Origin of the sequence: Paraburkholderia translucens, assembly GCF_020881035.1 — a bacterium.
GTDB lineage: Bacteria > Pseudomonadota > Gammaproteobacteria > Burkholderiales > Burkholderiaceae > Paraburkholderia > Paraburkholderia translucens.
The window spans coordinates 83,211-105,735 of record NZ_JAJITC010000001.1 but is presented as its reverse complement, the minus strand read 5'-3'; the positions used below and the strand labels follow the sequence as shown (position 1 = coordinate 105,735).

Sequence of the window (22,525 nt, the reverse complement as noted above, 5' to 3'; positions counted from 1 at the left end):
GGAACATTATGTACATAAAGGAGGCATCGGGATTTTCCGCAGCCCTCCGTTGGCACAGCGCGATCAAGAAACTGACGCGAGAGGAATACGGAGAAATTGAGCTGGCCTACTTCCGGGGAAACTTCGTTGCCAATTTTCATGATTGGGCAGACTGATGGGACCATTATCAATGTCTGAACAACAGTTGGCGTATGCCACGTTTCACGTAATGGGCGATTCCGTCGATCCCGCCTTCTGGACCAGGTTTTTCGAAGTGGAGCCCGACGTTGCCATTGTCAAGGGCCAACCGTTTATCACGCCTTCCGGGCGAGTAAGCCGGACGCCGGGCCGCGTGGGGCTATGGGGCTTCGGCAGCGAGGGGCGCGTTGTCAGCGACGCGCTCGAACCCCACCTGCGATTTCTCATCGAGCGACTCAATCTCACGCGAACGGATCTCCGGGAGACGCTGGCGCGTGAAGGGGTGACGGCCCGATTCTGGTGCTATTGGGGCAATGAAGCCGGCAACCGCATACCTGATATTCCCCACGATATTCGCGCATTGATGGAAGCGATAGGCGGCACTATCGACATCGACGAGTACCGATAGCGCGGCCCGTGCAAGAGCGCGGCACACTGTAATCCCCGGCGATTTCGGACACATCCCCGACCCTATCCGCCGATTCGTCAGTCGTCGGCCCTAAAAGAAAAACATTGTCATCCGGAACGCTCACACTCTGAGAGGTAGGGTGGATCGGTTGCGCGTGCGTCGACTTCGTCGGTCGGTCTGCGGGAAGGGAGAGCGTGCAGTGGATAGCGAACCGAGAATGATCGTGTTGACGGGCCTCGTCTTCGGCGCGGTGACGATTGGCGCCTATGTGTCGCAGCTCGATAACGACTGGTCGTCCGGTCAGAATGCGAGCCTCACTGCCGACGCCGAGCGTGGCGTCAGCGCGACGGGCGCGGTGGCGGAGCCGAGTGACGACCGCACCCACGAAGCGGCGAGCGCGCAGGCAATGCGCCGCAGAGCGCTGCGCGACGACGTGGCCGCCTTGCGGGCTCAGTCAAACCTTTCGATTGGAGCACAGGCGGGCGACGCTCTGGCCATCGCGGCGCTACAGTACGCGCGGGTGACGAACGAGCAACAGACGAGCCAGCCGCTGTTGACGAACCCGTGGCAACCGACGAACGCGCCGTTGCAGTCAGCGCCGAATTCGAGCCTGCCGCAGACATCGCCGGCGACGAATCCCCAACACGCGCCCCATGGCCGCGGTGTGCATGGCGAGCACCCACGAGGCGTGTCCGGCGGCACAAAAAAGCCGCGCTCGGCGCAAGGCGCTGCTACGACATCGGGCACGAGTCATGCACGCGGCGGCAGCCACAGGAGCAGTTCTACTGGCGAGCGGTCCGCGAAGAAGGCAGCAAGCGTGGCGCCAGAGGCGTGGCCGGGGTCGCAAGGCGTCGACTCGCCGGCATCGGTATCGCGCGCGGAAGCGGCCTCGCAAGCCGAGCCCGAGTCGATCGCCAGCGACGCTCCCAGGACCCGCGCCGAGGTCCGCGCCGAACTCGAGCGCGCGCGTGAGAACGGCACCTTCCCGGCGTTCGGCAATCCCGAGCCGATGGGACCGCGTCCCTGATGAGCTTCTGCGCAAAGATGCGGCGAGCCGCGCGAAGGTCGCTTTCGTCCGAGGCGGGTACGATGACGAAAACCCGCCAACCGATGCAGGACGATCCGCCATGCAGATTGACCCGTTTGAGATTGCGATCCCCGATCAGGACATCGACGATCTACGCTTTCGCATCCGCGCCACCCGCTGGGCGCCCGCGACGTCATCACCCGCATGGCAGCAGGGCGCCGACCCGGCATGGCTGCGCGAACTCGCGACGTATTGGGCCGGGCATTTCGACTGGCGCGCGGCCGAACACAGACTCAACCAGCTGCCGCAGTTTCTCGCCGACGTGAACGGGCAGACCGTGCACTTCGCGCATCGGCGCGCGGCCAGCGTCGCACCCGGCTTCAAAGCTTATCCGCTCGTGATCACGCACGGCTGGCCCGGCTCGTTCTTCGAGCTTCACGCGCTGCTCGATCATCTGTGCGATCCGGCCGCGTTCGGCGCCGATCCCGCCGATGCGTTCGACGTCGTCGCGCCGTCGCTGCCGGGCTTCGCGTTTTCGCCGGCGCCCGCGCAGGCCGGCATGTCCTCGTTCCAGGTGGCGGACCTGTGGGTGTCGCTGATGCGCCGGCTCGGCTACGAGCGCTTCGGCGCGCAGGGCGGCGATCTCGGCGCGGGCGTGTCGATCGCGCTGGCCGCGCGTCATCCGCGGGCGGTCGATGGCATTCATCTGAACTTCCTGCCAAGCTCCTACGAACCCGCGATCGGCGCGGCACGGCAGCCGCTGACGCCGGCCGAGCAGGACTATCTGCGCGAGAAGAACGACTGGTTTGCGCTCGAAGGCGGCTACGCGCATCTGCATTCCACGAAGCCGTTGACCGTGGCCGCGTCATTGAACGATTCGCCGATAGGACTCGCCGCGTGGATCAGCGAGAAGTTTCGCGCGTGGAGCGACTGCGGAGGCGAGGTGGAAAGCGTGTTCTCGAAAGACGACCTGCTGACGAATATTTCGCTGTATTGGTTCACGCAGTGCATTGGCCCGGCGATGCAGATGTATTGGGAAAACCGCCTGCAGCCGATCCGTTTCTCCAACGCTCAGCGTATCGACACGCCACTCGGCTTCGCGGTGTTTCCGAAGGAGATCAATCATCCGCCGCGTAGCTGGCTCGAAAGAACCTTCAACGTCGTGCAGTGGAGTGAAATGCAAGGCGGCGGGCACTTCGCGGCAATGGAAAAGCCCGCGTTGCTCGCGGCCGAGATTCGCAAGTTCTTCAGGCCATTGCGCGGCGCGTCGCGCTAGACTCGGCCCGGGCGCATCACCTCTGTGCTCCAACTTCGACACGCGAGACCGACAGCATGAGCGAACCCGTCACGCTGCTACTGTTCGACCTGGAAGGTGTCCTGTCGCACTACGATCGCGCCGCGCGCGTCCAACGGCTCGCGGCGATTGCGGGCTGCACGGAGCAGACCGTGCACGATGCGATCTGGGGCTCGGGACTCGAGGCGCGCGCCGACGGCGGCGAGATCAGCGACGACGAATATTTGCGCGAGCTGGGCGCACTGCTGAACTATCCGGTGAGCCGCGCCGAATGGCTCGACGCGCGGCTCGCGTCGATCACACCGAACGATCCGGCGCTCGCGCTGGCGTCGCGCGCGGCGCATCGCTGCCGCATCGCGATCCTGACGAACAACTGCCACCTGCTGACCGATCACATCGGTTATCTGAATCCGCCCGTGGCGCGGCTGTTCGGGCCGCACGTCTATTCGTCGGCGGCGTTCGGCGCGGCCAAGCCTGCCAGGCAAACCTATTTGCGCTGCGTCGAGCGCCTCGGCGCGGCCGCAGTCGACACGCTGTTCATCGACGACACCCAGGCCAACGTGGACGGCGCACTCGCGGCTGGCTTGCAGGGCTACCGGTTCGTCGACGCGGCGGCCTTGTCGGCTGAACTCGCGCGGCGCGGCGTGCTTTAGCCGTTGCGATGCCGATCGAACTTCCGCGTGCGAGGGCGCCTCAGGTTATGACTGCTGCGTCGAACCACGATCGCCGCCGCCGTTTTCTGCGCGCGGCGCTGGGGCTGCCGGCTTCGCTGGCATTGTCGCGCGTCGCGGCCGCGCAAACCGGGACCGCCTTACCCCGCATGAGCCGCCGCGCGATCCCATCGACCGGCGAAGCGCTGCCGGTGATCGGCTGCGGCACGTGGCGCACGTTCGACGTCGGCGACGATCCCGCTGCACGGGCGCAACTCGCCGACGTGCTGCGCGTCCTCTTTGAAGCCGGCGGCTCGGTGATCGATTCTTCGCCGATGTACGGGTCGTCGGAAGCGGTCGCGGGCGCGCTGCTCACGCAGCTCGACGCGCATCGCAAGGCATTCGTCGCGACCAAGGTATGGACCGAGGGACGCGAAGCCGGCATCGCACAGATGGAGGAATCGCTGCGGCGCTTTCAGCAGCCGCGTGTCGATCTGATGCAGATTCACAATCTGCTCGACTGGCGTACGCAACTCGCGACGTTGCGCGACTGGAAAGCGCACGGCCGGATTCGCTATCTCGGCATCACGCATTACACGTCGAGCGCATTCGATGAAGTGGCCGCGGTGATGCGCAGCGAGAAGCCCGACTTCGTGCAGGTCAACTACGCCGCCGACGATCGCGCGGCCGAGCAGCGCATCCTGCCGCTCGCGGCCGATCTCGGCATCGGCGTCGTGATCAATCAGCCGTTCGGCGGCGGCGGGCTGATCGCCCGCGTGATGAAGACGCCGCTGCCGGCATGGGCAGGGGAAATCGGCTGCACGAGCTGGGCGCAGATTCTGTTGAAGTTCGTGCTCGCGCAGCCGGCGGTGACGGTGGTGATTCCCGGCACCGGTCGGCCGCAATACATGGCGGACAACGTTCGCGCGGGTTCGGGACCGCTGCCCGATCAAGCGATGCGCGCGCGGATCATCGCGGCGGTGAGCGGCTGAGGTGGTGCGCAACCCGGCGAGCAGGCCGTCGCGGCGATTACTTTCCGCTTTCGATCCGCATACAAGTACCGTTCCCCACCATCTCCTCACGACGCGGGAATAAAACCCGCAACCCGCCGGTCATGCCTCACGAACCGGGTTCGGTTCCGCGAATCCTTATTGTGAGGTCATCATGTCGTCACATCATTCATTCGATCCGGCGCGCCGCGGCGCGCTGAAATGTCTTGCGTACGGTGGCCTCGGCACCGTATTCATGTTGTCCGGCGGCGTGTTGACGCCGGTCGAGCTCGCGCTCGCAGCCGACACGAACACCGCGCAACCCATGGGCGGCGTGCCGCTGTTCCTGCAGATCAGTGACACGCATATCGGCTTCAACAAGGAAGCGAATCCCGATGTCGCGGGCACGCTGAAACAGACGATCGAATACGTCAACGCGATGCCGGCGAGGCCGCCGCTCGCGATTCACACCGGCGACATCACGCACCTGTCGAAACCCTCGGAGTTCGATCTCGCCGCGCAACTGATGTCGGGCCTGAAAATCACCGAACTGCACACGGTGCCCGGCGAGCATGACGTCACCGACGGCCCCGGCACCGAGTACTTCAACCGCTTCGGCAAGGCGTCGGATAACCGCGGCTATTACAGCTTCGATCACCAGGGCGTGCACTTCGTCGCTCTCGTCAACGTGATGCATTTCAAGCCGAATGGCCTCGGCGGGTTCGGCGACGAGCAGCTCGAGTGGCTCGAAAACGATCTGAAGGGGCGCTCGGCGAGCACACCGATCGTCGTGTTCGCGCACATGCCGATGTGGACGATCTACGCGCCGTGGGGTTGGGGCACCGGCGACGCGGGACAGGCGATGAGCTATCTGCAGCGCTTCGGTTCGGTAACGGTGCTGAACGGTCACATTCATCAGATCGTCACGAAGGTCGAGGGCAACGTGACGTTCCACACCGCGCGCTCGACCGCCTATCCGCAGCCGACCGCCGGCAACGGCGACGGCCCGGGGCCGCTGAAGGTCGCGAGCGACCAGTTGCCGAAGATGCTCGGTGTGACGAGCGTCAGCATCGCGCGCAAACCGCTGAAGGCGACACTCGATGACACGACGCTCGCCTGATGGCGCGTCACTGTTTAACGCTTGAGGAGATCAGTCATGCTCACGAACAGGATCGGCCGCGCGCTCGTGATTCTGCCCGCCAGTCTCGCCATACTGGCGGTGTCGGCGGAACTCGGCTTCGCGCAAACGACGATGCAGATGCAGATGCAGATGCCCATGAAAGTGCAGAAACAGACCGTCGCGTTGGCCCCTAACGAGATGGTAATGAAGAACTTCGCGTTCGCTCCGACGGATCTAGCCGTCAAGGCGGGCACGACGGTCACATGGAAAAATCTGGACGGCGAGCCGCACACCGTGGTCAACGAAGCGGGCCTGTTCCGCTCGGGCGCCCTCGATCAGAACGACACCTTTCAATTCAAGTTTGATAAGCCTGGGGTGTACAAGATCTTTTGCGGCATTCATCCGAACATGAGGGCGACCATTACGGTGCAATGACCGGTGCAACGCCCCCCGCCGCTCACGCGGTATGCATCTGACTCAACCGGCACAACAAGATCCCATAGCCGGTCAGATGCCCGAGGTACACGCTCGTAAACACGTTCGACGCGGGCAGGTCCTCGGTCAGCTGGCGCAGGTCCTCCATCTGCAGCGGCGGGGCGGCGAGCGGCGCCCGCTCGACACGCAGGTCCGCTGCCTCGGCCAATTGACGGTGCGCGTCCACGAGCCTCGCGAGCCGCGCGTGAAACGCTTCGCGCCACGCGGCGTCGAGCGCGGCGAACTGGTCGTGAAAGGTGTCCATCGTTTCGAGAAAGTTGACGAGTGAATCGAAGGTCTCCTGATAGCACGCGAACACCGGCAGCCGCGCCGCGTTGCGCTTCAGATGCGGCGACATCCACGCCTGCTCGAGGTCGGTCTTCAGCAGTTGGTGGGCCTGCTTGAGGTTCGTGCTCAGCGCGCGCAGTGTCGAGGCCGCCGGCTTGATCTGCGCTTTGTCGAACTGACCCGCGGCCAGTTGAGAGACAACGCCGGTGGCCTGCTCGTTGCCTTCGTTGACGAGCGTGTTCGCCCAGTAGCCGTGATCGGGCGGAAACGCGATCTGCTGGATGATGAAGCCGAGCAACATCCCTAGCACCACACCGATGAGGCGCAGTTCGAGCAGCGGAATATGTTCACCGGTATAGAGCACGAGCGTAATCGGCACCGTGATGCTGGTCATCTGGAACAGCGACGGCCGCAGCGCGACGATGCTGAAGATCACGACCGGCAGCAGCGCCGCGGCGAGCCACAGATCGGGCGCGGTCAGCCAGATCAGCAGCGTGGCGATCGGCATGGCCACCACATTCGAAAATACCCGCTTGTAGAAGTAGCTTCGGGCCGCCGAAATCGAGCTTCCGAGCGCCAGCGTCAGCATCGCCGAACCCGCAAGAGGCACGGCCGCGTCGGGGTAGCCGAGCAGGTACGGAATGCCGAAACCGATCCACAGGCCGAGCGTCAGCTTCGCGTATTTGGCGGTCTCCGAAAGAGAAAAACGCGCAAGTGCCCGGCGAAAAGGCGTGAGTGGCTTGTGTTGATACGGGTTGGACATGATCTTTATTGCTGACCGGTGAGGTTGGGCCCGGCACGGCGCTGCGTTCGCGACCCGTGCGGACCTGACCTTACCATCACGCGAGCCGGCCGCCAGGCCTGGTTGTTGCGTCCAGCACGGCGACCGCGCTGGCGCGTTTCGCAGACCCCCCGTCGCATCAAGCGGAGCGGCCGCCCGCCGGCGCCTGGCGGCCTGGCGGGTTGCAAACCGGTTGCAGTTTTTACCAGATTTGCACGCTTTATTTGCGGGCCGAAGCGACCCGGGAGCAATCGTTCAATGCACGATAGGGACGCAGCGGAAACGCAACGCCGGTGTGTTGTCGGCCGTTCGCGGCAGGATTACATTCCTCGGACAAGGCGTGCGGACGCTGTTTGCAGGCGCCGTTTGCCGGCTCGCTTGTGAGTGCGTCGGCTCGCCAGTTTTTCGGCCTGAAGTGGCACGTATCCGGAGCGTATTGCGATGGCTACCGATCTCGACGATACCGACTTGCGTCAATCCGCAGCGGACGGGCGGCACTCCGGCTTCGATCGTGACGGCCCGGTCGAATCGGGCGCGTCCCCGCCGCGCTTCGGCCGCCTGGCGCTGTGCCTCGCGGCGGCGGGCGCGCTGACCTTCGGCGTGGTGGGCACCGTCGCGTACGGCGTCTGGTTCAACGAGGACCAGCAGACGTACACGGAGGCCATCGCGGGTGCGCGCGAGGCGCTCGGCTCGCCGGCATCGCGTGGGGCGCCGACGGTCGCGGTCGCGCACGCGCCGGACCAGTCAGTCGCTCAGCCAGTCTCACAGGCAGTTTCTCAATCAGCCTCTCAGCCCGCCGCTCAGTCAGTCGCTCAGTCACCCGCACCGTTTGCCACGCAGCCCACGGCGCCTGAAGTCGCGCTCGAAGCGACCAGCGCGTTTCGCGGCTTCAACGCCAACAACGCGACAGTCTGGTTCGGTCCGGTCCTCCCGCGTTCGCCGGACCCGAGTCTCTCCCCCACGCTGGCCGATACCTCGGCCGACACACCACCCGATGCTTCGATCGTTCCGCCGGCCGATACGCCCGCGGCGCCCATCGCTCCCGCGCCTCGCCCGCGTTCCACGAAGCACGGCGCCAATACCGCCGCGTCCAACGCGCGGCCCGCGGCCGCTCATGGCGCAAAGGACACGCGCCTCGCGCAGCAGGAACGGCGCGCGTCGCCGAAGCACAAGGACAATCTGTTTGCGCGGATCGGGCAGTTCTTTCGACGCGTGAGCTATCGTCAACATGAGAACGGCCGGCAGCAGCAAGATCCCTACTCCCATCCCTGAGAGCGCCATCGACGGGCAAGCGGGGCTGCGCGGCACCACGCGCCTACGGGTGCGGCGCTTGCGGCTCGGGCCGGCGAGCATCGCCGTGGCCGCGCTGCTGTTTCTGCTGTTCGGGCTGCTGTACGTGGCGATACAGATCCGCACGGTGTTCTCAGATCAATTGAAGCAGGAGTACGCGGGCCTCGTGCTCGAAGCGGCCGCGCGCGTCGACAGCGCGCGTGAGCAACTGGCCGTGTGGCAGCGGATGGCCGATAGCCCGGCGAGTCGCGACGCGGCGTTCGTCCCCGCCTATGAGGCGGCGCGCGCCGAATTCTCGCGGCGCTTCGCGTCGCTCGTGGCGCTCGTCAATGCGAGCCCGTCGCCGGCGCCGCCCATTGCGCCGATGTCCGCGACGCAGGTCACACCCGAGGCCGTCGCGACGGTGCTCGCCAGTGTGACGGCTTACTGGCGCGCGCAACGTGACGCGTCGAGCGCCGACGTGCGGCTGCGCGTCGCGCACGTCGCGCGCACGCTGATCGCGCTCGCCGCGCTGCTGTTCTGCCTGCTGATCACGGCGCTCGGCATGTACGCGAAGCGCAACCTGCAACTCGCGGGACAGTCGCACGAGTTCGAGCACGCGTCGCTGCACGATTCGCTGACCGGCCTGTCGAACCGCCGCAAGCTGCTGGCCGCGCTCGAGGCGGCCGCGAAGAGCGCGCGCACCGCGATGGTCGAGCAACGCCTCGCCGTGCTCTATATCGATCTCGACGGCTTCAAGCAGGTCAACGATCTGTTCGGGCATCGCGCCGGCGACGAGTTCCTCGCCGCGGTGTCCGCGCGGTTTCGCGCGTCGGTGCGCAGAGGCGATCTGGTCGCGCGGATCGGCGGCGACGAGTTCGCGGTGCTGGTGCGCAATTTTGCGGGCGATGAGGAGCTGGCCGAGATCGCGCGGCGATTGATCGCCTGCGTGGTCGACACCGACGCGCAACTGGGGACCGGGCGGGTGCGCGCGAGCGTGGGCATTGCGAGCTATCCCGACGACGTCGACGATCACCGCCGGCTGGTCGCCGCGGCCGATGCCGCGATGTATCGGGTCAAGCGCGACGGCAAGAACGGCTTTGCATTCGCGGCGCAGACGGGCAGGGCGGCGGCGTTGTGAGCCGGCATGAACGTCATTGATGGTCGTTGCGCCACCCGGTTCCTTGTGGCGCGTTGGTCGATCCCGTCAATGCACCGACGCATGCTTCTCCTGTTCGGCCGCGCTCGGCTGGGTCATCGCGCTCACGCTCACGAACACGATCAGGTTCACCGCGAGCGCGAGGAAGCCGATGTTGACGTCCTTCAGCGCATCGGGCAGGAACGGCATGAGCTGGCCGACGCTCCAGTGCAGCATGTTGCTCAGCGCGACCACGGCGACACCCGCGATGATGCCGCAGAACGCGCCTTGCTTCGTCGCGCGATTGTGCGGCAACAGGCTGCAGATCACGGCCGGGAACAGTTGCGTGACGAAGCTGTAGCCCATCAGCAGCAGCGCGACGATGGTTTCGCCGCCGTTCAGCGTGAAGTTGACGGCGACCAGCGCCACGACCGGCACGAGAACGCGCGCGATCGTCGCGACCGACGCATCCGACGCGTCGCGGTTCACCATGCCGCGATAGACGTCGTTGGCGAGCAGTGTCGAGGCCGAGGTCAGGATCATCGAGCCTGGCACCAGCGCGGTCAGGATGCCGGCCGCGCCGATCACGCCGACGAACCACGGATCGAACGTCTGCAGCGACAGGCGGAACAGCGACAGGTCGATGTCGGCGCCTTTCAGACCCGGCACGCGCAGCGTCGCCGCGAAGCCGACGAAGAACACGAACAGCAGGATCAGCTGATAGAGCGGCAGGATCGCGGCATTGCGGCGGAAGATGCGCTCGTCCTTTGCCGTGAAGATCGAGCCGAACGTATGCGGCCACATGAAGAAGCCGAGCGCGGTCAGCAGCACGGTCGACTGGAACCACACGACGCTCGAGCCGTGCGCCGGGAAGGTCAGGAAGCCGGGACGGGCGGCGTCGATCGCGCGGAACATCTCGGCGAAGCCGCCGTAGTAGTGCAGCGGCAGATAGATGCCGAGGAACAGCACGATCGCGAGGATCAGCAGGTCCTTGACCACCGAGTTCCACGCTGAGCCGCGCACGCCCGACACGATCACGTAAGAGGTCACGACGATCGCGCCGATCCAGATCGCGGCCGTCGACGAGATCGCCCCATACGACGCGGTCGAGACGATGATGCCAAGGCCCTTCAATTGCAGCACCAGATACGGAATCAGCGCGGCCACGCCGACCAGCGCGACCAGCGTGCCGAGCGCCGGGCTCTCGTATTTGCGCGCGAAGAAGTGCGGCTGCGACACGAGGCGGTGCGTCTTGGCGTAGCGCCAGATCGGCGGCAGCATCCAATATGACAGGATGTACGCGAGCGTCCCGTACGCGAGGATGTAGTAGACCGGCGCGCCTTTGCCATAAGCGAAACCGCTGCCGCCGAGGAATGTGAAGGTCGTATAGATCTCGCCGGCCATCAGCAGAAACACGAACGCGGTGCCAAAGCTGCGGCCCCCCACGCTCCACTGCTCGAGGTTCATGTCGTGGCCGCGCTTGGCCCGCACGCCGAGGAACAGCGCGAACAGCGTGACGGCGGCGATGATGACGAGTGCGCTCATGGGCGAACCTCCTCGCCATCGGCGGCAACGCGCCGGTTGGACGGATCGAGGTGATAGACGATCGCCATGATGATCGCGCTCAACACCACCCACATGACGATCCAGGCCAGCACGAACGGCATGCCGAGCACCAGCGGCTCGACCCGATTGACAAACGAAATGCCGACCAGGATGCCGATGAACGGCAGAGCGGCAAGGACACGAAGCAGCATGTGGGCATCTCCTCGAAACAGTAGGTATGTGTCGTTGAAACTCCGGCTTCGCCGACGACTGTATGACGGATACTTCGATGCCGTAAAGCCGGTCAAAATAAATGTGAGTTTCCCGTCCGTTGCAAGCGCATCGTTCCGGCATCGATTGCTGCGCTGCACGGCGGGATGCGCGGCGGCGCGCAGGGGGCCGGGCGGAATTTTTGCGGCGTGACTGGCGCGCCGCGACAACATCTGCGAGCATTGCAGCATTTTCCGGACCGCCCACACGGACACGCACATGGTCGAAAGTCTGATCTCGGACATCATGTTTGGCTTTATCGGCTTGATCAGCATCATCAATCCGTTCGGCGGCGCATTCGTTTTTCTGGACCGTACCGCGCCCTTGACCAGCGACGAGCGCCAGGCGCTCGCCCGCAAGATCGCGATCTATGCTGCCTGCGTGCTGCTGGTCGCGTTCTTTATCGGCACACCAGTCCTGCGTTTCTTCGGCATCTCGATGGAGGCGCTGCGCATCGGCGGTGGGCTCACGCTCGCCGTGGGCGGCTGGCAGATGCTCAACGCGCCCGAGACATCGGCTGCCGAGCAGACCGAAGTCAAGCGCGTCGACGCCGAGACCGCGAAGTCGCGCGCGTTTTTTCCGCTGACCGTGCCGCTGACCACCGGGCCCGGCTCGATCGCGACCGCGATCGCGCTCTCCGCGAATCGCACGCACAAGCTGTCGGCGTTCGTGATATCGAGCATTGCGTCGGTCGCGATCACGTTCGCGGTGGCCCTCTGCGTCTATCTGATCTACAGTCGCGCGAGCGTTCTCGCGCGCTACCTCGGCGTCGAGGGCACCAAGGTCGCTTTGCGGGTGTCGGCGTTCCTGCTGCTTTGCATCGGCGTGCAGATCATCCTGACCGGCGTGTCCGAATTCCTGACTCCGATTGCGACGATGCGCGCGTCCGCGGGCTAGCGCCGCATCGTTCTCGGTGCGTGCATGGGCGGCGGCGCCGCTGGCGGATCGCCTTCAGGTGGTCCGTGAGGATCATCGAGCGGATCGTCGGGAATCGGATCGGGGTCGATGTTCGGCGACGGCGGGTACGGCGGCGTATTGTCGGGATCGGTTTCGGGCGGCGTCGGCACATGCAGACGTCGCGGCGGCGACGCCAGCGAAATCGCAGCATGGATTGGCGCATCCCCGTCGAAGGCGCCGATTCCGCGGCGTGCCCTTCGGCTCGTGTCGGGTAATTCCATCAAGCTCTCCACAGAGTTCTTCGTAGAGGTGCGCAACCCGCATGCCGCAGCATGGCGATCGTGGTTTGCGTGGTACGTCAATTGCTGCAGGCCAGCACGCGCGCCGCATTGCGATGACCCTGCGCGCCGGAATCTCATTGGTCGTGGCACACGCAAAGCACAGGACGAGGAACGCAAATGGCGCGACACAAGGCCGACGTCACAGATGACGACTTCGAGATTTTCGCCAGCTATCACGGAACGGGCGACGGCCGTTACATAGGTGGACTGAAGGTAGTGAGAAAAACGGACCGGAAGGTCCTGTTCCCGTTCGACGGCGCTCCGCAACTCGGTCCCTATGCGACGGCCGACGAGGCGCGCCGCGCCGCGATCGCGTATGGCCGCGTGATCGTCGCGGCCGACCGCGCAGTGCCGGAAAGCTGAGCGGGCAGCGGCCTCCCGTTTGCGGTGCGGCGTGGCTGCATTGCGCACCGCAATGGCCGTGCCCGTTGCCCCGCGTCTCCGCTGCAAGGACGAGGCGCGGTAGTTGCTGCGTGAACCAGACGGCAGAACAACCGAGGAGGGCGTCATGCAGGATCGCGAATCGACAGACAACCGGCCGCAGGGCGCAACGCCTGGCGGCGACAAGTCCGCCGGGCCGGACAACCGCGGTGCGCCCGCGATGTCCGACGAAGTCAGAGCCCGCAACAAGCCGAGTGGCGCGCACTACGTCGAGCCGAGTCCGCTCGGTATCGAACCGGTCGAGCAGACCGGTGTCGACCAGGCAACCAATCCGCCACGTTCGAGCGAGCGGCCACGGCAGACGGCCGAAGTGCCGCTCGGCACCGGCGAGCACGCGGAGCCGTCGGGCGGCGGCGGGCGCGAGTCGCACCACAAGCAGCCGGGCGAGCAGTGAGCGTTCGCGTGCCGGGCCGCGCACGATCGCGGCAAGCGCAGACAAGCCAGGAGCCAACCATGTTCAATGAGTACAGGCACGGCTTCGACGCCGCGCAGACCGAATATGAAGCGTTCATGCTGGAGCCGCACGACTGGGTGCCGAACAACCGCAGGTTGCCCGTCGTGCTGTACCGGCGCGCACTGTCACCCGGCAGCGGCAATCTGGCCGCCGCGTTCGAGATCCTGTTCGAGCACCATGCATGGCCCGCGCAATGGCGCAACGGCATCTTCGACTTCCATCACTTTCACGCGACGGCGCACGAGGTGCTCGGCGTAACCGACGCGAGCGCCGAGGTGATCGTCGGCGGGCCGGGCGGACGCCTGGTGACGCTGCACGCGGGCGACGTGCTGCTGCTGCCGGCCGGCACCGGCCACTGTCTGCAATCGTTCGAGCGGCATTTTCAGGTGGTGGCGGGCTATCCGTCGGGGCAGCAGTGGGACATCCGGCGCGAAGCGCTGACGCCCCAGGAACTCGCCGGCATGCTGGCGCTGCCGTTTCCGCCGCTCGATCCGGTCGACGGCAAGCATGGTCCCGTGACCGAGCTTTGGCTGCATGCGGCTTGAGCTTCGTCGTTCGCGAAGCGGCTGATCCCCTGCGCGGCGGCGCGTGCAGAGTTGCGCGGTTAGGCGCATCATCTGTGAGCTTCGCCGCGCCCAGCGGCGCGCGCCTTGCCGCGCGCCGGCCATCTTCCGAATTGCCGAACAAGGAGGGTTCCATGCAAAACGATCCCGCCCTCGACCAGCTGTGTATCAACACGATCCGCACGCTGTCGATGGACGCTGTGCAGAAAGCGAATTCCGGCCACCCCGGCACGCCGATGGCGCTCGCGCCGCTCGCTTACCACCTCTGGCAAAACCATCTGCGCTACGACCCCGACGAGCCGTTGTGGCCGAATCGCGACCGCTTCGTGCTGTCGGTCGGGCATGCGTCGATGCTGCTGTATTCGCTGCTGCATCTGGCCAACGTGAAGGCCGTCGACGAACACCGCAAGCCGACCGGGGCACCCGCCGTATCGCTCGACGACATCGAGCACTTCCGCCAGATCGACAGCAACACGCCGGGCCACCCCGAGTACCGGATCACGACCGGCGTCGAAACCACCACGGGACCGCTTGGACAAGGGCTCGGCAATAGCGTCGGCATGGCGATGGCCGCGCGCTGGTACGAGAGCCGCTTCAACCGCGCGGACGCGCCGCTGTTCGACTATCGCGTCTACGCGCTATGCGGCGACGGCGACATGATGGAAGGCGTTTCGCACGAAGCGGCTTCGCTCGCGGGTCATCTGAAGCTGTCGAACCTGATCTGGATTTACGACAGCAATCGCGTGACGATCGAAGGTCATACGGACCTCGCATATAGCGACGATGTCGAAAGCCGCTTTCGCGGCTACAACTGGCATACGCTGCACGTCGACGATGCGAACGATGCCGCCGCGCTCGAAAAGGCGCTGGTCGAAGCGAAGAGCGTCACTGACCGGCCGACGCTGATCGTGGTCCGTAGCATCATCGGCTGGGGCTCGCCGAACAAGCAGGACAGCGCGTCCGCGCATGGTGAAGCGCTCGGCGTCGAGGAAGTCGCGCTGACCAAGAAGGTCTACGGTTGGCCCGAGGACAAGTTCTTCTACGTGCCCGACGGTGTGCATGAACGCTTCGCGCAGGGCATCGGCGCGCGCGGCAAGGCGGCGCGCGAACAATGGCAGGCGAAGTTCGACCACTATCAGAAGCAGTACCCCGAGCTCGCGCGCGAGTTCGCGCAGATCGAAGCACACGAATTACCGCAGGGCTGGGACAGCGGCATCCCGAGTTTCGAGGCGGACGCGAAGGGCATCGCGACGCGCGAATCGTCGGGCAAGGTGCTCAACGCAATTGCCCAGCGGGTGCCGTGGATGATCGGCGGCGCGGCGGACCTGTCGCCTTCGACGAAAACCAACCTGAAATTCGAAGGCGCCGGCAGTTTCGAAGCGGACGATTACGGCGGGCGCAATCTGCACTTCGGCATTCGCGAACATGGGATGGGCGCGGTGGTCAACGGTCTTGCGCTGTCGAACCTGCGCGCGTACGGCTCGACGTTCCTGATCTTCAGCGACTACATGAAGCCGCCGATTCGCCTGTCCGCGATCATGGAAGTGCCGGCCATCTGGGTGTTCTCGCACGATTCGATCGGTTTGGGTGAAGACGGCCCGACGCATCAGCCAATCGAGCAACTCGCGTCGTTGCGCGGCGTTCCGGGCCTCACGGTGCTGCGTCCCGGCGACGCGAACGAAGCGGCCGAGGCGTGGCGCGTTGCGCTGACGCAGCCGCGTCGGCCGGCGTGCATCGTCGTGTCGCGCCAGCCGCTGCCGACGCTCGACCGTAACCGTTATGCGCCGGCGAGCGGCGTGAAGCGCGGCGCGTATGTGCTCGCCGATGCGCCCGATGGCCAGAAGCCGCAGGTGATCCTGATGGCGACCGGCAGCGAGCTGTCGATCTGCGTCGACGTGTACGAGAAGCTGAAGAGCGAGGGCATCGCGGCGCGCGTCGTGTCGATGCCCTCGTGGGACATCTTCGAGCGCGAGGACAGCGCGTATCAGGAGTCGGTGCTGCCCGCGGACGTCGAAGCGCGCGTCGCGGTCGAACAGGCTGCGTCGCTGGGATGGGATCGCTATACGGGGCGGCTCGGCGCCCAGGTGGTCATGCGGACGTTCGGCGCGTCGGCGCCGATTGCCGATCTGAAGAAGAAGTTCGGCTTTACGCCGGAGCGCGTGTATGACGCGGCGAAGCAACAGATCGAGCGGGTGAAGGGGAAGGGGGCTTGAGTTGATGGCTCGAGTCATTGGGGTGGGACTGGCGGGCCGACCTCGCCCGCCGCGCGCCCTCATTGCTGACCGGGCTCCCATTCAGGGCTGTAGCCTCCGAGCGCCGGGTGATACATCTCATCGCCCGAGTGCTGGGTGAACTCCACGTTGAGCCGGTCCTCGCGCAAGCCGAGAATCTCAACGCTGAGTGCACAAAGGGCTTTGGCCAGTTCCAGGCGTAGCTCCGGCGGCCGCCCTCTGCGGATGTCCAGCATCATCAACGCAACCGGCACCGGTTCGCCTTCCTGCTCCGTAATGCGCCAGACGCTACCTTGACCGAGTTCGCGTATGGCAACCGTGATTCGCCTGACATCGACAGACATGATTCGCGCATACGTCTCGCACATCTTCGCGGCAAGCAGTCTCTTACTCTCCACGGAGTAGTGATCGTTTACATCAAGCTGGAGAAAAGGCATGGCGTCGATCTCCGAGGAAGGCGTTTCCCATTCGCCAAGTGTATGCCGCGCCGGAGATCGATCAAAGCCGCGGGTTGTCCTCGCCGCCGCGTTCAAGCGTGCCGCGATACGCAGGCGACTGCATCTCGGCGAGCCGGCTCAGCGTACGCGAGAGGTCGTGCGCGCCTTCGAGGCCGATCAACGCGGTCTCCAGCGGCTGATCGGATGCGACGAACAGGGCCCGCTTGCGATCGTAGAAGATGTCGATCAGCCATACGAGACGCTGCAGCGTAGGAGCCTGCCGCAGCGCTGCCGTATGCAGACGATCGACGATCAGGCCTTGCCATTGCTCGGCGAGATCGAGGTAGTCGAGGTGCGAGCGGCTTGCGACGCACAAATGCTCGAAGTCCGCCCATAGCAGCGCGTGGCCGGCCGCGCGCGCTTCGAGCGGGCGGCCCGCCGCGCTCAGCCTGACCGGCGCGAGGCTCGCGCCGTGTTCATGGCTCGTGAAGATGTCGCGCAACGCCGCCTCGCTCGACGCATCGAGCGGCGAGAAAAAGCGCGGCGCCTCGGCCGCCTCGCCGCCAAAGCGATAGTCACGCGCGCCGTCGAAATGGATCACCGTGAAGCAGCGATTGATCTGCGCGACGGTCGGAAGAAAGCGCTCGTGAAACTCGGGGTCGGGCAGCAGATCGTCCGGGGCGTAGTTCGAGGTCAGCACGATGCGCGTGCCGAGGTTGATCGCAGTGTCGAGAAAACGGCCCATCAGGAACGTGTCGGCGATATCGTGCACGTGGAATTCGTCGAAACACAACAGCTCGATACCGTCGAGCCATTGCCGCGATACGGCGCCGAGCCGGTCGTCGCCACGCGGCGCGTGAACGAGCCGGCGGTTCATCTCGCGCAGGAATTCGTGGAAGTGCAGGCGCCGTTTGCGGCATGGCGCGAGCTCGAACATCGTATCGACGACGAGGCTCTTGCCGCGCCCCGGCAGTCCGTGACAGTAGACGCCTTGCGGGGCGAACGCGGCGGTGGACCATGCGTGCCGCGCGCGCTGCTGACCGCCGAACAATGTGACGAGTGCGCTGATGGCCTCGCGCTGGCGCGCGTCGGGCGTGATGCCGCGCGAGCTCAACGCGCGTGCGATGCGGGTTTCGTCAAGCATGGGCGAGAGCGTCCATGCCTGACTGCGCGAATGGTATGACTGGCGCGAATGGTGCAGCGGGGTCAGCCGCGAAAACGGCGATGAGCTGGATGAGCATGAAATAACGGCCGGCGTGATGACGTGATGGCCTGCGATGAATCAGGCCCAACGAGCGTGCATGGAGCGCGCGCCATTTTAACAGCCACGTCCACTGCCGAACCGCGGGCGGCACGCTATCCGGTCTTGACCGTCGGCTGCGTCGCGTCGAGCGGTTCGCGGCCGAAGCGCTCGTATTGCGATATCACCTGCGCGCCGAACAGCAGCAACGTCGCGAGCCATTCGAAGCTCAGCAGGATGACGATCGCCATCGTCAGCGAGCCATAGACGATGCTGACCTGCGACAGCGTGGCGAAATACCAGACCAGCACGTGCCGTGTGATCTCCCACAACACGCCGGCCACCACGCCACCGATCAGCGCATGTTTGATCGACGGGCGCCCGACCGGCATCACGAGATACACCGAGGTCAGCACGAAGATTTCGCCGCCGAGCCCGAACAGATACAACACGACGCGCATGAACCCCCGCAACGGCACATGCAGGCCGAACAGCCGGAGGCCTTCGGCACCGAGCGCATCGAGCGCGCTCGACACGATCGTGACGAGCAGCAAGCCGACGCCGAGAAACAGGATATAGCAGTAGGGCAGCAGCGCCGAGATCAGGAAGTGGCGCCGCTTCACGACGACGCGATGCACGAAGATCAGCGACATCGCATTTTCGAGCACGGTGAACGCGAGCGAACTGAAGAAGATCATTGTCACCAACAGCACCCAGCTGATCACCGCGCGATGCTCGAGGAAGTTCGACAGTTCGTGGACGAGCGCGGCCGATTGCCCTGGCACGAGCCAGCGCAGCAGGTGCGCGAGTGCATCGAGCACCAACTGCTGCGGCACCACGCGCGACAGCACGATCACGATCAGGATCAGGAGCGGCACGATCGACAGCAACGCGTAGTACGCGACCGCGCCCGCAAGCAGCAGCCCCTGGTTGGCGCGAAACGCCTTCAGCGTTTGCAACAGGAAGCGGCCGGGATGTTTGACGATATACAGCGCATGCTGGTCGAGCAGGATCTGCATGGGGCCTCGCTGCGCGCGCCGGGCAATGCCGGGTGGCAGCCCCTCTCGTCACGCCTGTGTGCTTTATATACCGTAAGCAGAAACGAGGCCATCCGTCGCGCGGCATGCAGTTTGCTTTTTGCTGTGTCCGGAAGATCGCGTTTTATTCATAAGGACAGCCGACGGATCAGCCGCCATACCAAACCCAAACCGCGCCGCAAGCGAGCGATTGGGTCGCTGAAAGGATTCAACGGCGATCGTGCGGGATAACCCGCAGAGCGCAAACCCCTAATGTGTCGAGCATTTTTTTATCGGCATCGTCGCATATTCTGTGGTTATGACCGCGTTCTCGATTTGCGCCATTAAGAGCGCTAGCGGCATGCATTGCGTGGTTATCCCAATTCGTGAAATACCGATATCGTGCGGCGCTGCCCCTGAGCGAGGCGGACTGCGCAAGAACAGAGCGTCAATCGATGTTGCGCAGCGCGCGCATCGTCAGCGCCGTCATTCAGACGCCGTGAAGAATGGGCCCAGCAAACTGCGCATTTCAGGTCATTGCAAACTGGAATGCGCGACGCAATGAGGATCGAATCTTGCGCGCGTCGCGCGGGATGCCCTTCAGGGCGAATGGAAAAGGGCGAGAAAAGTGACTGTATTCAACGACAACGTGGACAGCAGCGACGACGTGCTCGTATGGCGACCGATCCGCTATGCGATGGCCGCGCATCGTCGGGTGCTGGTGGTCGACGACTACCGCGAAGCCGCCGACGCGCTGCAAATGTTACTCGCCGCGGACGGCTTCGATTGCCGCGCACTCGACGATCCGTTCGCCGTGTGCGATACCGCGCGCGAATGGCAGCCGTTCGCGGTGGTGCTCGACATCAAGATGCCCGGGCTCGACGGGCTCGAACTGGCGCGCCGTTTGCGCGCGCATCCGCAGACTTCGCACATGCTGCTCGTTGCATGCACCGCGTTTGCGTCGCGTGAGGATCGCGCGCTCGCGAAGGCCGCCGGCTTCGACGCGCATTGCGCGAAGCCGTTGACACCTGAGCGGCTATTGCGCCTGCTCGAATCGGCGGCGGCGTTGCCTGCGTCGGCACCGTCTTGAGACAGTGCGGCTGCCGCAGCGCTATCATCTGAATCATGTGGTTAGCGAAAACGTGCCCCGGCGCGCGCTGTGAATTCCTGCATCCGGGTAATGCGCAGGCAATTGAAAAAAACACCTGCACGACACTGAAATACTCACTTCCTTGCGTCCACAGAGAATACCTATGCCATCCCTAACCAGCTACGCGACGCGCATTTCCGAAGGCACGCCTTTTCCGCTCGGGGCGACATGGAATGGCAACGGCGTCAACTTCGCGCTGTTCTCCGCCCACGCGACGAAAGTCGAATTATGTCTGTTCGATGAAACCGGACGGCATGAACTCGAACGGATCGAATTGCCCGAATACACCGACGAGGTATGGCATGTGTTCGTGCCGAATCTGAAACCGGGCGACGTCTATGGATATCGCGTGCATGGCCCGTACGAGCCTGAGAAGGGGCATCGTTTCAATCCGAACAAGCTGCTGCTCGATCCATACGCGAAGGCGCATATCGGCGAGCTGAAATGGGCGCCGGAAATCTTCGGCTATACGCTCGATTCGGAACAGGCCGATCTGTCGTTCGACGAACGCGACAGCGCGGCTTTCGTGCCGAAGTGCAAGGTCGTCGACGCGAATTTTTCCTGGAGTCATCCGGAGCGCAACGCGCTGCCGTGGGAACGCGTGATTCTCTACGAGGCGCATGTGCGTGGCTTCACCATGCGTCATCCGGATGTGCCCGAGCGTCTGCGCGGCACGTTCGCGGGACTTGGGCAGCAGCCGGTGCTCGACCACATCCGCGGGCTGGGCGTGACGTCGGTCGAACTGATGCCGGTCCAGACCTTCGTCAACGACAGCCATCTGCTCGACAAGGGGCTGACCAACTACTGGGGCTACAACACGATCGGCTTTTTCGCGGCCGATCCGCGCTTCTTCGCGTCGTCGACCGATTCGGTGGGCGAGTTCAAGGAAATGGTCGACCGCTTTCATCAAGCCGGTCTCGAAGTGATACTCGACGTCGTGTACAACCACACGGCCGAAGGCAACGAACGCGGCCCGACGATCTCGTTCAAGGGCATCGACAACGCGTCGTACTACCGGCTGATGCGCGACGAGCCGCGCTACTACATCAACGACACCGGCACTGGCAATACGCTGAACCTGTCGCATCCGCGCGTGCTGCAGATGGTGACCGACAGCCTGCGCTACTGGGTCACTGAAATGAAAGTGGACGGCTTCCGCTTCGATCTCGCGACGATCCTCGGCCGCGAAGATCATGGCTTCGACGAAGGCGGTGGCTTTCTCGACAGTTGCCGTCAGGACCCGGTGCTGGCCAGCGTGCGGCTGATCGCCGAGCCGTGGGATTGCGGCCCGGGCGGCTATCAGGTCGGTGGCTTTCCACCGGGCTGGGCCGAGTGGAACGATCGCTTCCGCGACACCGTGCGCGCGTACTGGAAGGGTGACGAGGGCACCGCCGCCGATCTCGCTACGCGACTCACCGCATCGGGTGACAAGTTCAATCATCGCGGCCGCCGGCCGTGGGCGAGCGTGAACTTCATCGCCGCGCACGACGGCTTCACGCTCAACGATCTGGTTTCGTACAACGACAAGCATAACGAAGCAAATGGTGAGGACAACCGCGACGGCCATTCGGATAACAGGTCGTGGAACATGGGCGTCGAAGGACCGACCGACGACGTCGACATCCGCCAGCAACGGGAGCGCCAGAAACGCAATCTGCTCGCGACGCTGCTGCTGTCCCAAGGCACGCCGATGCTGCTCGGCGGCGACGAATTCGGCCGTACGCAGCAGGGCAACAACAACGCGTATTGCCAGGACAATGAGATCAGTTGGGTCGATTGGGAGGCGATCGACAACGACGGGCGCGCTCTGATCGAGTTCGTGCGCAATCTGACCACGCTGCGCCACCGCTTGCCGGTGCTGCGGCGCGGCCGTTTCCTGACTGGCGAATACAACGAGACGCTCGATGTGACCGACACGCGCTGGCTCTCTCCCGACGGCACGGACATCACGGAGGAACAGTGGGCCGATCCGGCGATGCGCTGCTTCGGCCTGTTGATCGACGGGCGCGCGCAGGCGAGCGGCATCCGCCGTCTCGCGGCGGACGCGACCTTGCTGCTGGTGTTCAACGCGTATCACGACGTCGTCAATTTCACGCTGCCCGAGATTCCCGAGGGCCAGCGCTGGACTTGCCTCGTCGACACCAACATGCCGGTGCGCGCCGAGTTGCCGCAATTCAACGCGGGCGAAGCCTATCAGGTGACGGGCCGCTCGCTGCTGCTGTTCGCGCTCGAAGCGCCGAGCCGCGCGACGCAGCGCGTGTTCGACAGCCTCGAAGAGCAACTGACTTCCGACGAAGCCGACTCTGCGTCAGGCGCGTAAGCGA

General features: G+C 64.8%; 23 protein-coding genes. 16 read left to right on the top strand and 7 right to left on the bottom strand.

What is annotated here, in order from left to right:
* Positions 1–169 precede the first annotated feature (169 nt).
* The 7 genes from LJ655_RS00455 (at position 170) to LJ655_RS00425 (ending at position 6,101) form a co-directional block, all read left to right on the top strand.
* A complete protein-coding gene (locus tag LJ655_RS00455; protein ID WP_230559297.1) occupies positions 170–586 on the top strand; it encodes a DUF4279 domain-containing protein in 417 nt (138 codons plus the stop codon).
* Positions 587–785: 199 nt separating this feature from the next.
* Positions 786–1,613, top strand: coding sequence for a DUF4148 domain-containing protein (locus tag LJ655_RS00450; protein WP_230559296.1), 828 nt, complete (start codon positions 786–788; stop codon positions 1,611–1,613).
* Between the two features lie 100 nt (positions 1,614–1,713).
* On the top strand, positions 1,714–2,889 hold the full coding sequence (locus LJ655_RS00445) for an epoxide hydrolase family protein (protein ID WP_230559295.1): 1,176 nt from the start codon (positions 1,714–1,716) through the stop codon (positions 2,887–2,889).
* A 56-nt stretch (positions 2,890–2,945) separates the two neighbouring features.
* On the top strand, positions 2,946–3,560 hold the full coding sequence (locus tag LJ655_RS00440) for an HAD family hydrolase (protein ID WP_230559294.1): 615 nt from the start codon (positions 2,946–2,948) through the stop codon (positions 3,558–3,560).
* 47 nt (positions 3,561–3,607) lie between these two features.
* Positions 3,608–4,549, top strand: a complete 942-nt coding sequence (locus LJ655_RS00435; protein WP_230559293.1) for an aldo/keto reductase — start codon at positions 3,608–3,610, stop codon at positions 4,547–4,549.
* 172 nt (positions 4,550–4,721) lie between these two features.
* Positions 4,722–5,666 carry a metallophosphoesterase family protein gene (locus tag LJ655_RS00430; protein WP_230559292.1) on the top strand — a complete coding sequence of 315 codons (945 nt, stop codon included), beginning with the start codon at positions 4,722–4,724 and terminating at the stop codon, positions 5,664–5,666.
* A 36-nt stretch (positions 5,667–5,702) separates the two neighbouring features.
* Positions 5,703–6,101: a cupredoxin domain-containing protein gene (locus LJ655_RS00425; protein ID WP_230559291.1), complete on the top strand. Its 399-nt coding sequence runs from the start codon at positions 5,703–5,705 to the stop codon at positions 6,099–6,101.
* Positions 6,102–6,123: 22 nt separating this feature from the next.
* On the opposite strand, the gene LJ655_RS00420 is transcribed toward LJ655_RS00425, so the two are convergent.
* The gene (locus LJ655_RS00420; protein ID WP_230559290.1) at positions 6,124–7,191 is read right to left on the bottom strand and encodes an aromatic acid exporter family protein; all 1,068 of its coding nucleotides are present in this window, start codon (positions 7,189–7,191) and stop codon (positions 6,124–6,126) included.
* Between the two features lie 459 nt (positions 7,192–7,650).
* On the opposite strand from LJ655_RS00420, the gene LJ655_RS00415 reads away from it, so the two are divergent.
* Complete coding sequence (locus LJ655_RS00415; protein WP_230559289.1) at positions 7,651–8,481, top strand: hypothetical protein; 831 nt, start codon at positions 7,651–7,653, stop codon at positions 8,479–8,481.
* The gene (locus LJ655_RS00410; protein ID WP_230559288.1) at positions 8,438–9,619 is read left to right on the top strand and encodes a GGDEF domain-containing protein; all 1,182 of its coding nucleotides are present in this window, start codon (positions 8,438–8,440) and stop codon (positions 9,617–9,619) included. The genes LJ655_RS00415 and LJ655_RS00410 overlap by 44 nt, the downstream gene beginning before the upstream one ends.
* A 66-nt stretch (positions 9,620–9,685) precedes the next feature.
* Here LJ655_RS00410 and LJ655_RS00405 read toward each other — a convergent pair whose 3' ends face one another.
* Positions 9,686–11,161, bottom strand: coding sequence for a sodium:solute symporter family protein (locus tag LJ655_RS00405; protein WP_230559287.1), 1,476 nt, complete (start codon positions 11,159–11,161; stop codon positions 9,686–9,688).
* On the bottom strand, positions 11,158–11,373 hold the full coding sequence (locus LJ655_RS00400) for a DUF3311 domain-containing protein (RefSeq protein ID WP_230559798.1): 216 nt from the start codon (positions 11,371–11,373) through the stop codon (positions 11,158–11,160). The genes LJ655_RS00405 and LJ655_RS00400 overlap by 4 nt, the downstream gene beginning before the upstream one ends.
* Before the next feature lie 277 nt (positions 11,374–11,650).
* On the opposite strand from LJ655_RS00400, the gene LJ655_RS00395 reads away from it, so the two are divergent.
* Complete coding sequence (locus tag LJ655_RS00395; RefSeq protein ID WP_230559286.1) at positions 11,651–12,328, top strand: MarC family protein; 678 nt, start codon at positions 11,651–11,653, stop codon at positions 12,326–12,328.
* Here the strand turns inward: LJ655_RS00395 and LJ655_RS00390 are convergent.
* The gene (locus tag LJ655_RS00390; protein WP_230559285.1) at positions 12,325–12,609 is read right to left on the bottom strand and encodes a hypothetical protein; all 285 of its coding nucleotides are present in this window, start codon (positions 12,607–12,609) and stop codon (positions 12,325–12,327) included. The genes LJ655_RS00395 and LJ655_RS00390 overlap by 4 nt on opposite strands.
* 177 nt (positions 12,610–12,786) lie before the next feature.
* Here LJ655_RS00390 and LJ655_RS00385 point away from each other — a divergent pair, with 177 nt between their 5' ends.
* The 4 genes from LJ655_RS00385 (at position 12,787) to tkt (ending at position 16,340) form a co-directional block, all read left to right on the top strand.
* Positions 12,787–13,032: a DUF6723 family protein gene (locus LJ655_RS00385; protein WP_230559284.1), complete on the top strand. Its 246-nt coding sequence runs from the start codon at positions 12,787–12,789 to the stop codon at positions 13,030–13,032.
* Positions 13,033–13,177: 145 nt separating this feature from the next.
* On the top strand, positions 13,178–13,504 hold the full coding sequence (locus LJ655_RS00380; protein ID WP_230559283.1) for a hypothetical protein: 327 nt from the start codon (positions 13,178–13,180) through the stop codon (positions 13,502–13,504).
* A gap of 59 nt (positions 13,505–13,563) precedes the next feature.
* Complete coding sequence (locus LJ655_RS00375; protein WP_230559282.1) at positions 13,564–14,109, top strand: cupin; 546 nt, start codon at positions 13,564–13,566, stop codon at positions 14,107–14,109.
* Between the two features lie 152 nt (positions 14,110–14,261).
* Entirely contained in the window at positions 14,262–16,340 is a 2,079-nt protein-coding gene (gene tkt, locus LJ655_RS00370) for a transketolase (protein ID WP_230559281.1), read from the top strand.
* A 59-nt stretch (positions 16,341–16,399) separates the two neighbouring features.
* Here tkt and LJ655_RS00365 read toward each other — a convergent pair whose 3' ends face one another.
* The 3 genes from LJ655_RS00365 to LJ655_RS00355 all read right to left on the bottom strand — a co-directional run bounded on the left by LJ655_RS00365 (position 16,400) and on the right by LJ655_RS00355 (position 19,054).
* Positions 16,400–16,795 (bottom strand): tautomerase family protein, encoded by a 396-nt coding sequence (locus LJ655_RS00365; RefSeq protein ID WP_230559280.1) that lies wholly within the window; start codon positions 16,793–16,795, stop codon positions 16,400–16,402.
* Between the two features lie 61 nt (positions 16,796–16,856).
* On the bottom strand, positions 16,857–17,939 hold the full coding sequence (gene zapE / locus LJ655_RS00360) for a cell division protein ZapE (RefSeq protein WP_230559279.1): 1,083 nt from the start codon (positions 17,937–17,939) through the stop codon (positions 16,857–16,859).
* Positions 17,940–18,151: 212 nt separating this feature from the next.
* A complete protein-coding gene (locus LJ655_RS00355; protein WP_230559278.1) occupies positions 18,152–19,054 on the bottom strand; it encodes a YihY/virulence factor BrkB family protein in 903 nt (300 codons plus the stop codon).
* 625 nt (positions 19,055–19,679) lie between these two features.
* Between LJ655_RS00355 and LJ655_RS00350 the strand changes: the two genes are divergently transcribed.
* A complete protein-coding gene (locus LJ655_RS00350; RefSeq protein ID WP_230559277.1) occupies positions 19,680–20,141 on the top strand; it encodes a response regulator in 462 nt (153 codons plus the stop codon).
* 163 nt (positions 20,142–20,304) lie between these two features.
* Complete coding sequence (glgX, locus tag LJ655_RS00345) at positions 20,305–22,521, top strand: glycogen debranching protein GlgX (protein WP_230559276.1); 2,217 nt, start codon at positions 20,305–20,307, stop codon at positions 22,519–22,521.
* The last annotated feature ends 4 nt before the right edge of the window (positions 22,522–22,525 follow it).

Excerpts from the sequence above, each read along its gene's own strand:
- LJ655_RS00380 (WP_230559283.1), top strand. The coding sequence starts at position 13,178 with ATGCAGGATCGCGAATCGACAGACAACCGGCCGCAGGGCGCAACGCCT.
- LJ655_RS00425 (WP_230559291.1), top strand. The coding sequence starts at position 5,703 with ATGCTCACGAACAGGATCGGCCGCGCGCTCGTGATTCTGCCCGCCAGT.
- LJ655_RS00375 (WP_230559282.1), top strand. The coding sequence starts at position 13,564 with ATGTTCAATGAGTACAGGCACGGCTTCGACGCCGCGCAGACCGAATAT.
- LJ655_RS00355 (WP_230559278.1), bottom strand. The coding sequence starts at position 19,054 with ATGCAGATCCTGCTCGACCAGCATGCGCTGTATATCGTCAAACATCCC.
- LJ655_RS00400 (WP_230559798.1), bottom strand. The coding sequence starts at position 11,373 with ATGCTGCTTCGTGTCCTTGCCGCTCTGCCGTTCATCGGCATCCTGGTC.
- tkt (WP_230559281.1), top strand. The coding sequence starts at position 14,262 with ATGCAAAACGATCCCGCCCTCGACCAGCTGTGTATCAACACGATCCGC.
- zapE (WP_230559279.1), bottom strand. The coding sequence starts at position 17,939 with ATGCTTGACGAAACCCGCATCGCACGCGCGTTGAGCTCGCGCGGCATC.
- LJ655_RS00420 (WP_230559290.1), bottom strand. The coding sequence starts at position 7,191 with ATGTCCAACCCGTATCAACACAAGCCACTCACGCCTTTTCGCCGGGCA.
- LJ655_RS00365 (WP_230559280.1), bottom strand. The coding sequence starts at position 16,795 with ATGCCTTTTCTCCAGCTTGATGTAAACGATCACTACTCCGTGGAGAGT.
- LJ655_RS00410 (WP_230559288.1), top strand. The coding sequence starts at position 8,438 with ATGAGAACGGCCGGCAGCAGCAAGATCCCTACTCCCATCCCTGAGAGC.
- LJ655_RS00415 (WP_230559289.1), top strand. The coding sequence starts at position 7,651 with ATGGCTACCGATCTCGACGATACCGACTTGCGTCAATCCGCAGCGGAC.
- LJ655_RS00455 (WP_230559297.1), top strand. The coding sequence starts at position 170 with ATGTCTGAACAACAGTTGGCGTATGCCACGTTTCACGTAATGGGCGAT.
- LJ655_RS00440 (WP_230559294.1), top strand. The coding sequence starts at position 2,946 with ATGAGCGAACCCGTCACGCTGCTACTGTTCGACCTGGAAGGTGTCCTG.
- LJ655_RS00390 (WP_230559285.1), bottom strand. The coding sequence starts at position 12,609 with ATGGAATTACCCGACACGAGCCGAAGGGCACGCCGCGGAATCGGCGCC.
- LJ655_RS00435 (WP_230559293.1), top strand. The coding sequence starts at position 3,608 with ATGACTGCTGCGTCGAACCACGATCGCCGCCGCCGTTTTCTGCGCGCG.
- LJ655_RS00445 (WP_230559295.1), top strand. The coding sequence starts at position 1,714 with ATGCAGATTGACCCGTTTGAGATTGCGATCCCCGATCAGGACATCGAC.
- LJ655_RS00385 (WP_230559284.1), top strand. The coding sequence starts at position 12,787 with ATGGCGCGACACAAGGCCGACGTCACAGATGACGACTTCGAGATTTTC.
- glgX (WP_230559276.1), top strand. The coding sequence starts at position 20,305 with ATGCCATCCCTAACCAGCTACGCGACGCGCATTTCCGAAGGCACGCCT.
- LJ655_RS00395 (WP_230559286.1), top strand. The coding sequence starts at position 11,651 with ATGGTCGAAAGTCTGATCTCGGACATCATGTTTGGCTTTATCGGCTTG.
- LJ655_RS00430 (WP_230559292.1), top strand. The coding sequence starts at position 4,722 with ATGTCGTCACATCATTCATTCGATCCGGCGCGCCGCGGCGCGCTGAAA.
- LJ655_RS00405 (WP_230559287.1), bottom strand. The coding sequence starts at position 11,161 with ATGAGCGCACTCGTCATCATCGCCGCCGTCACGCTGTTCGCGCTGTTC.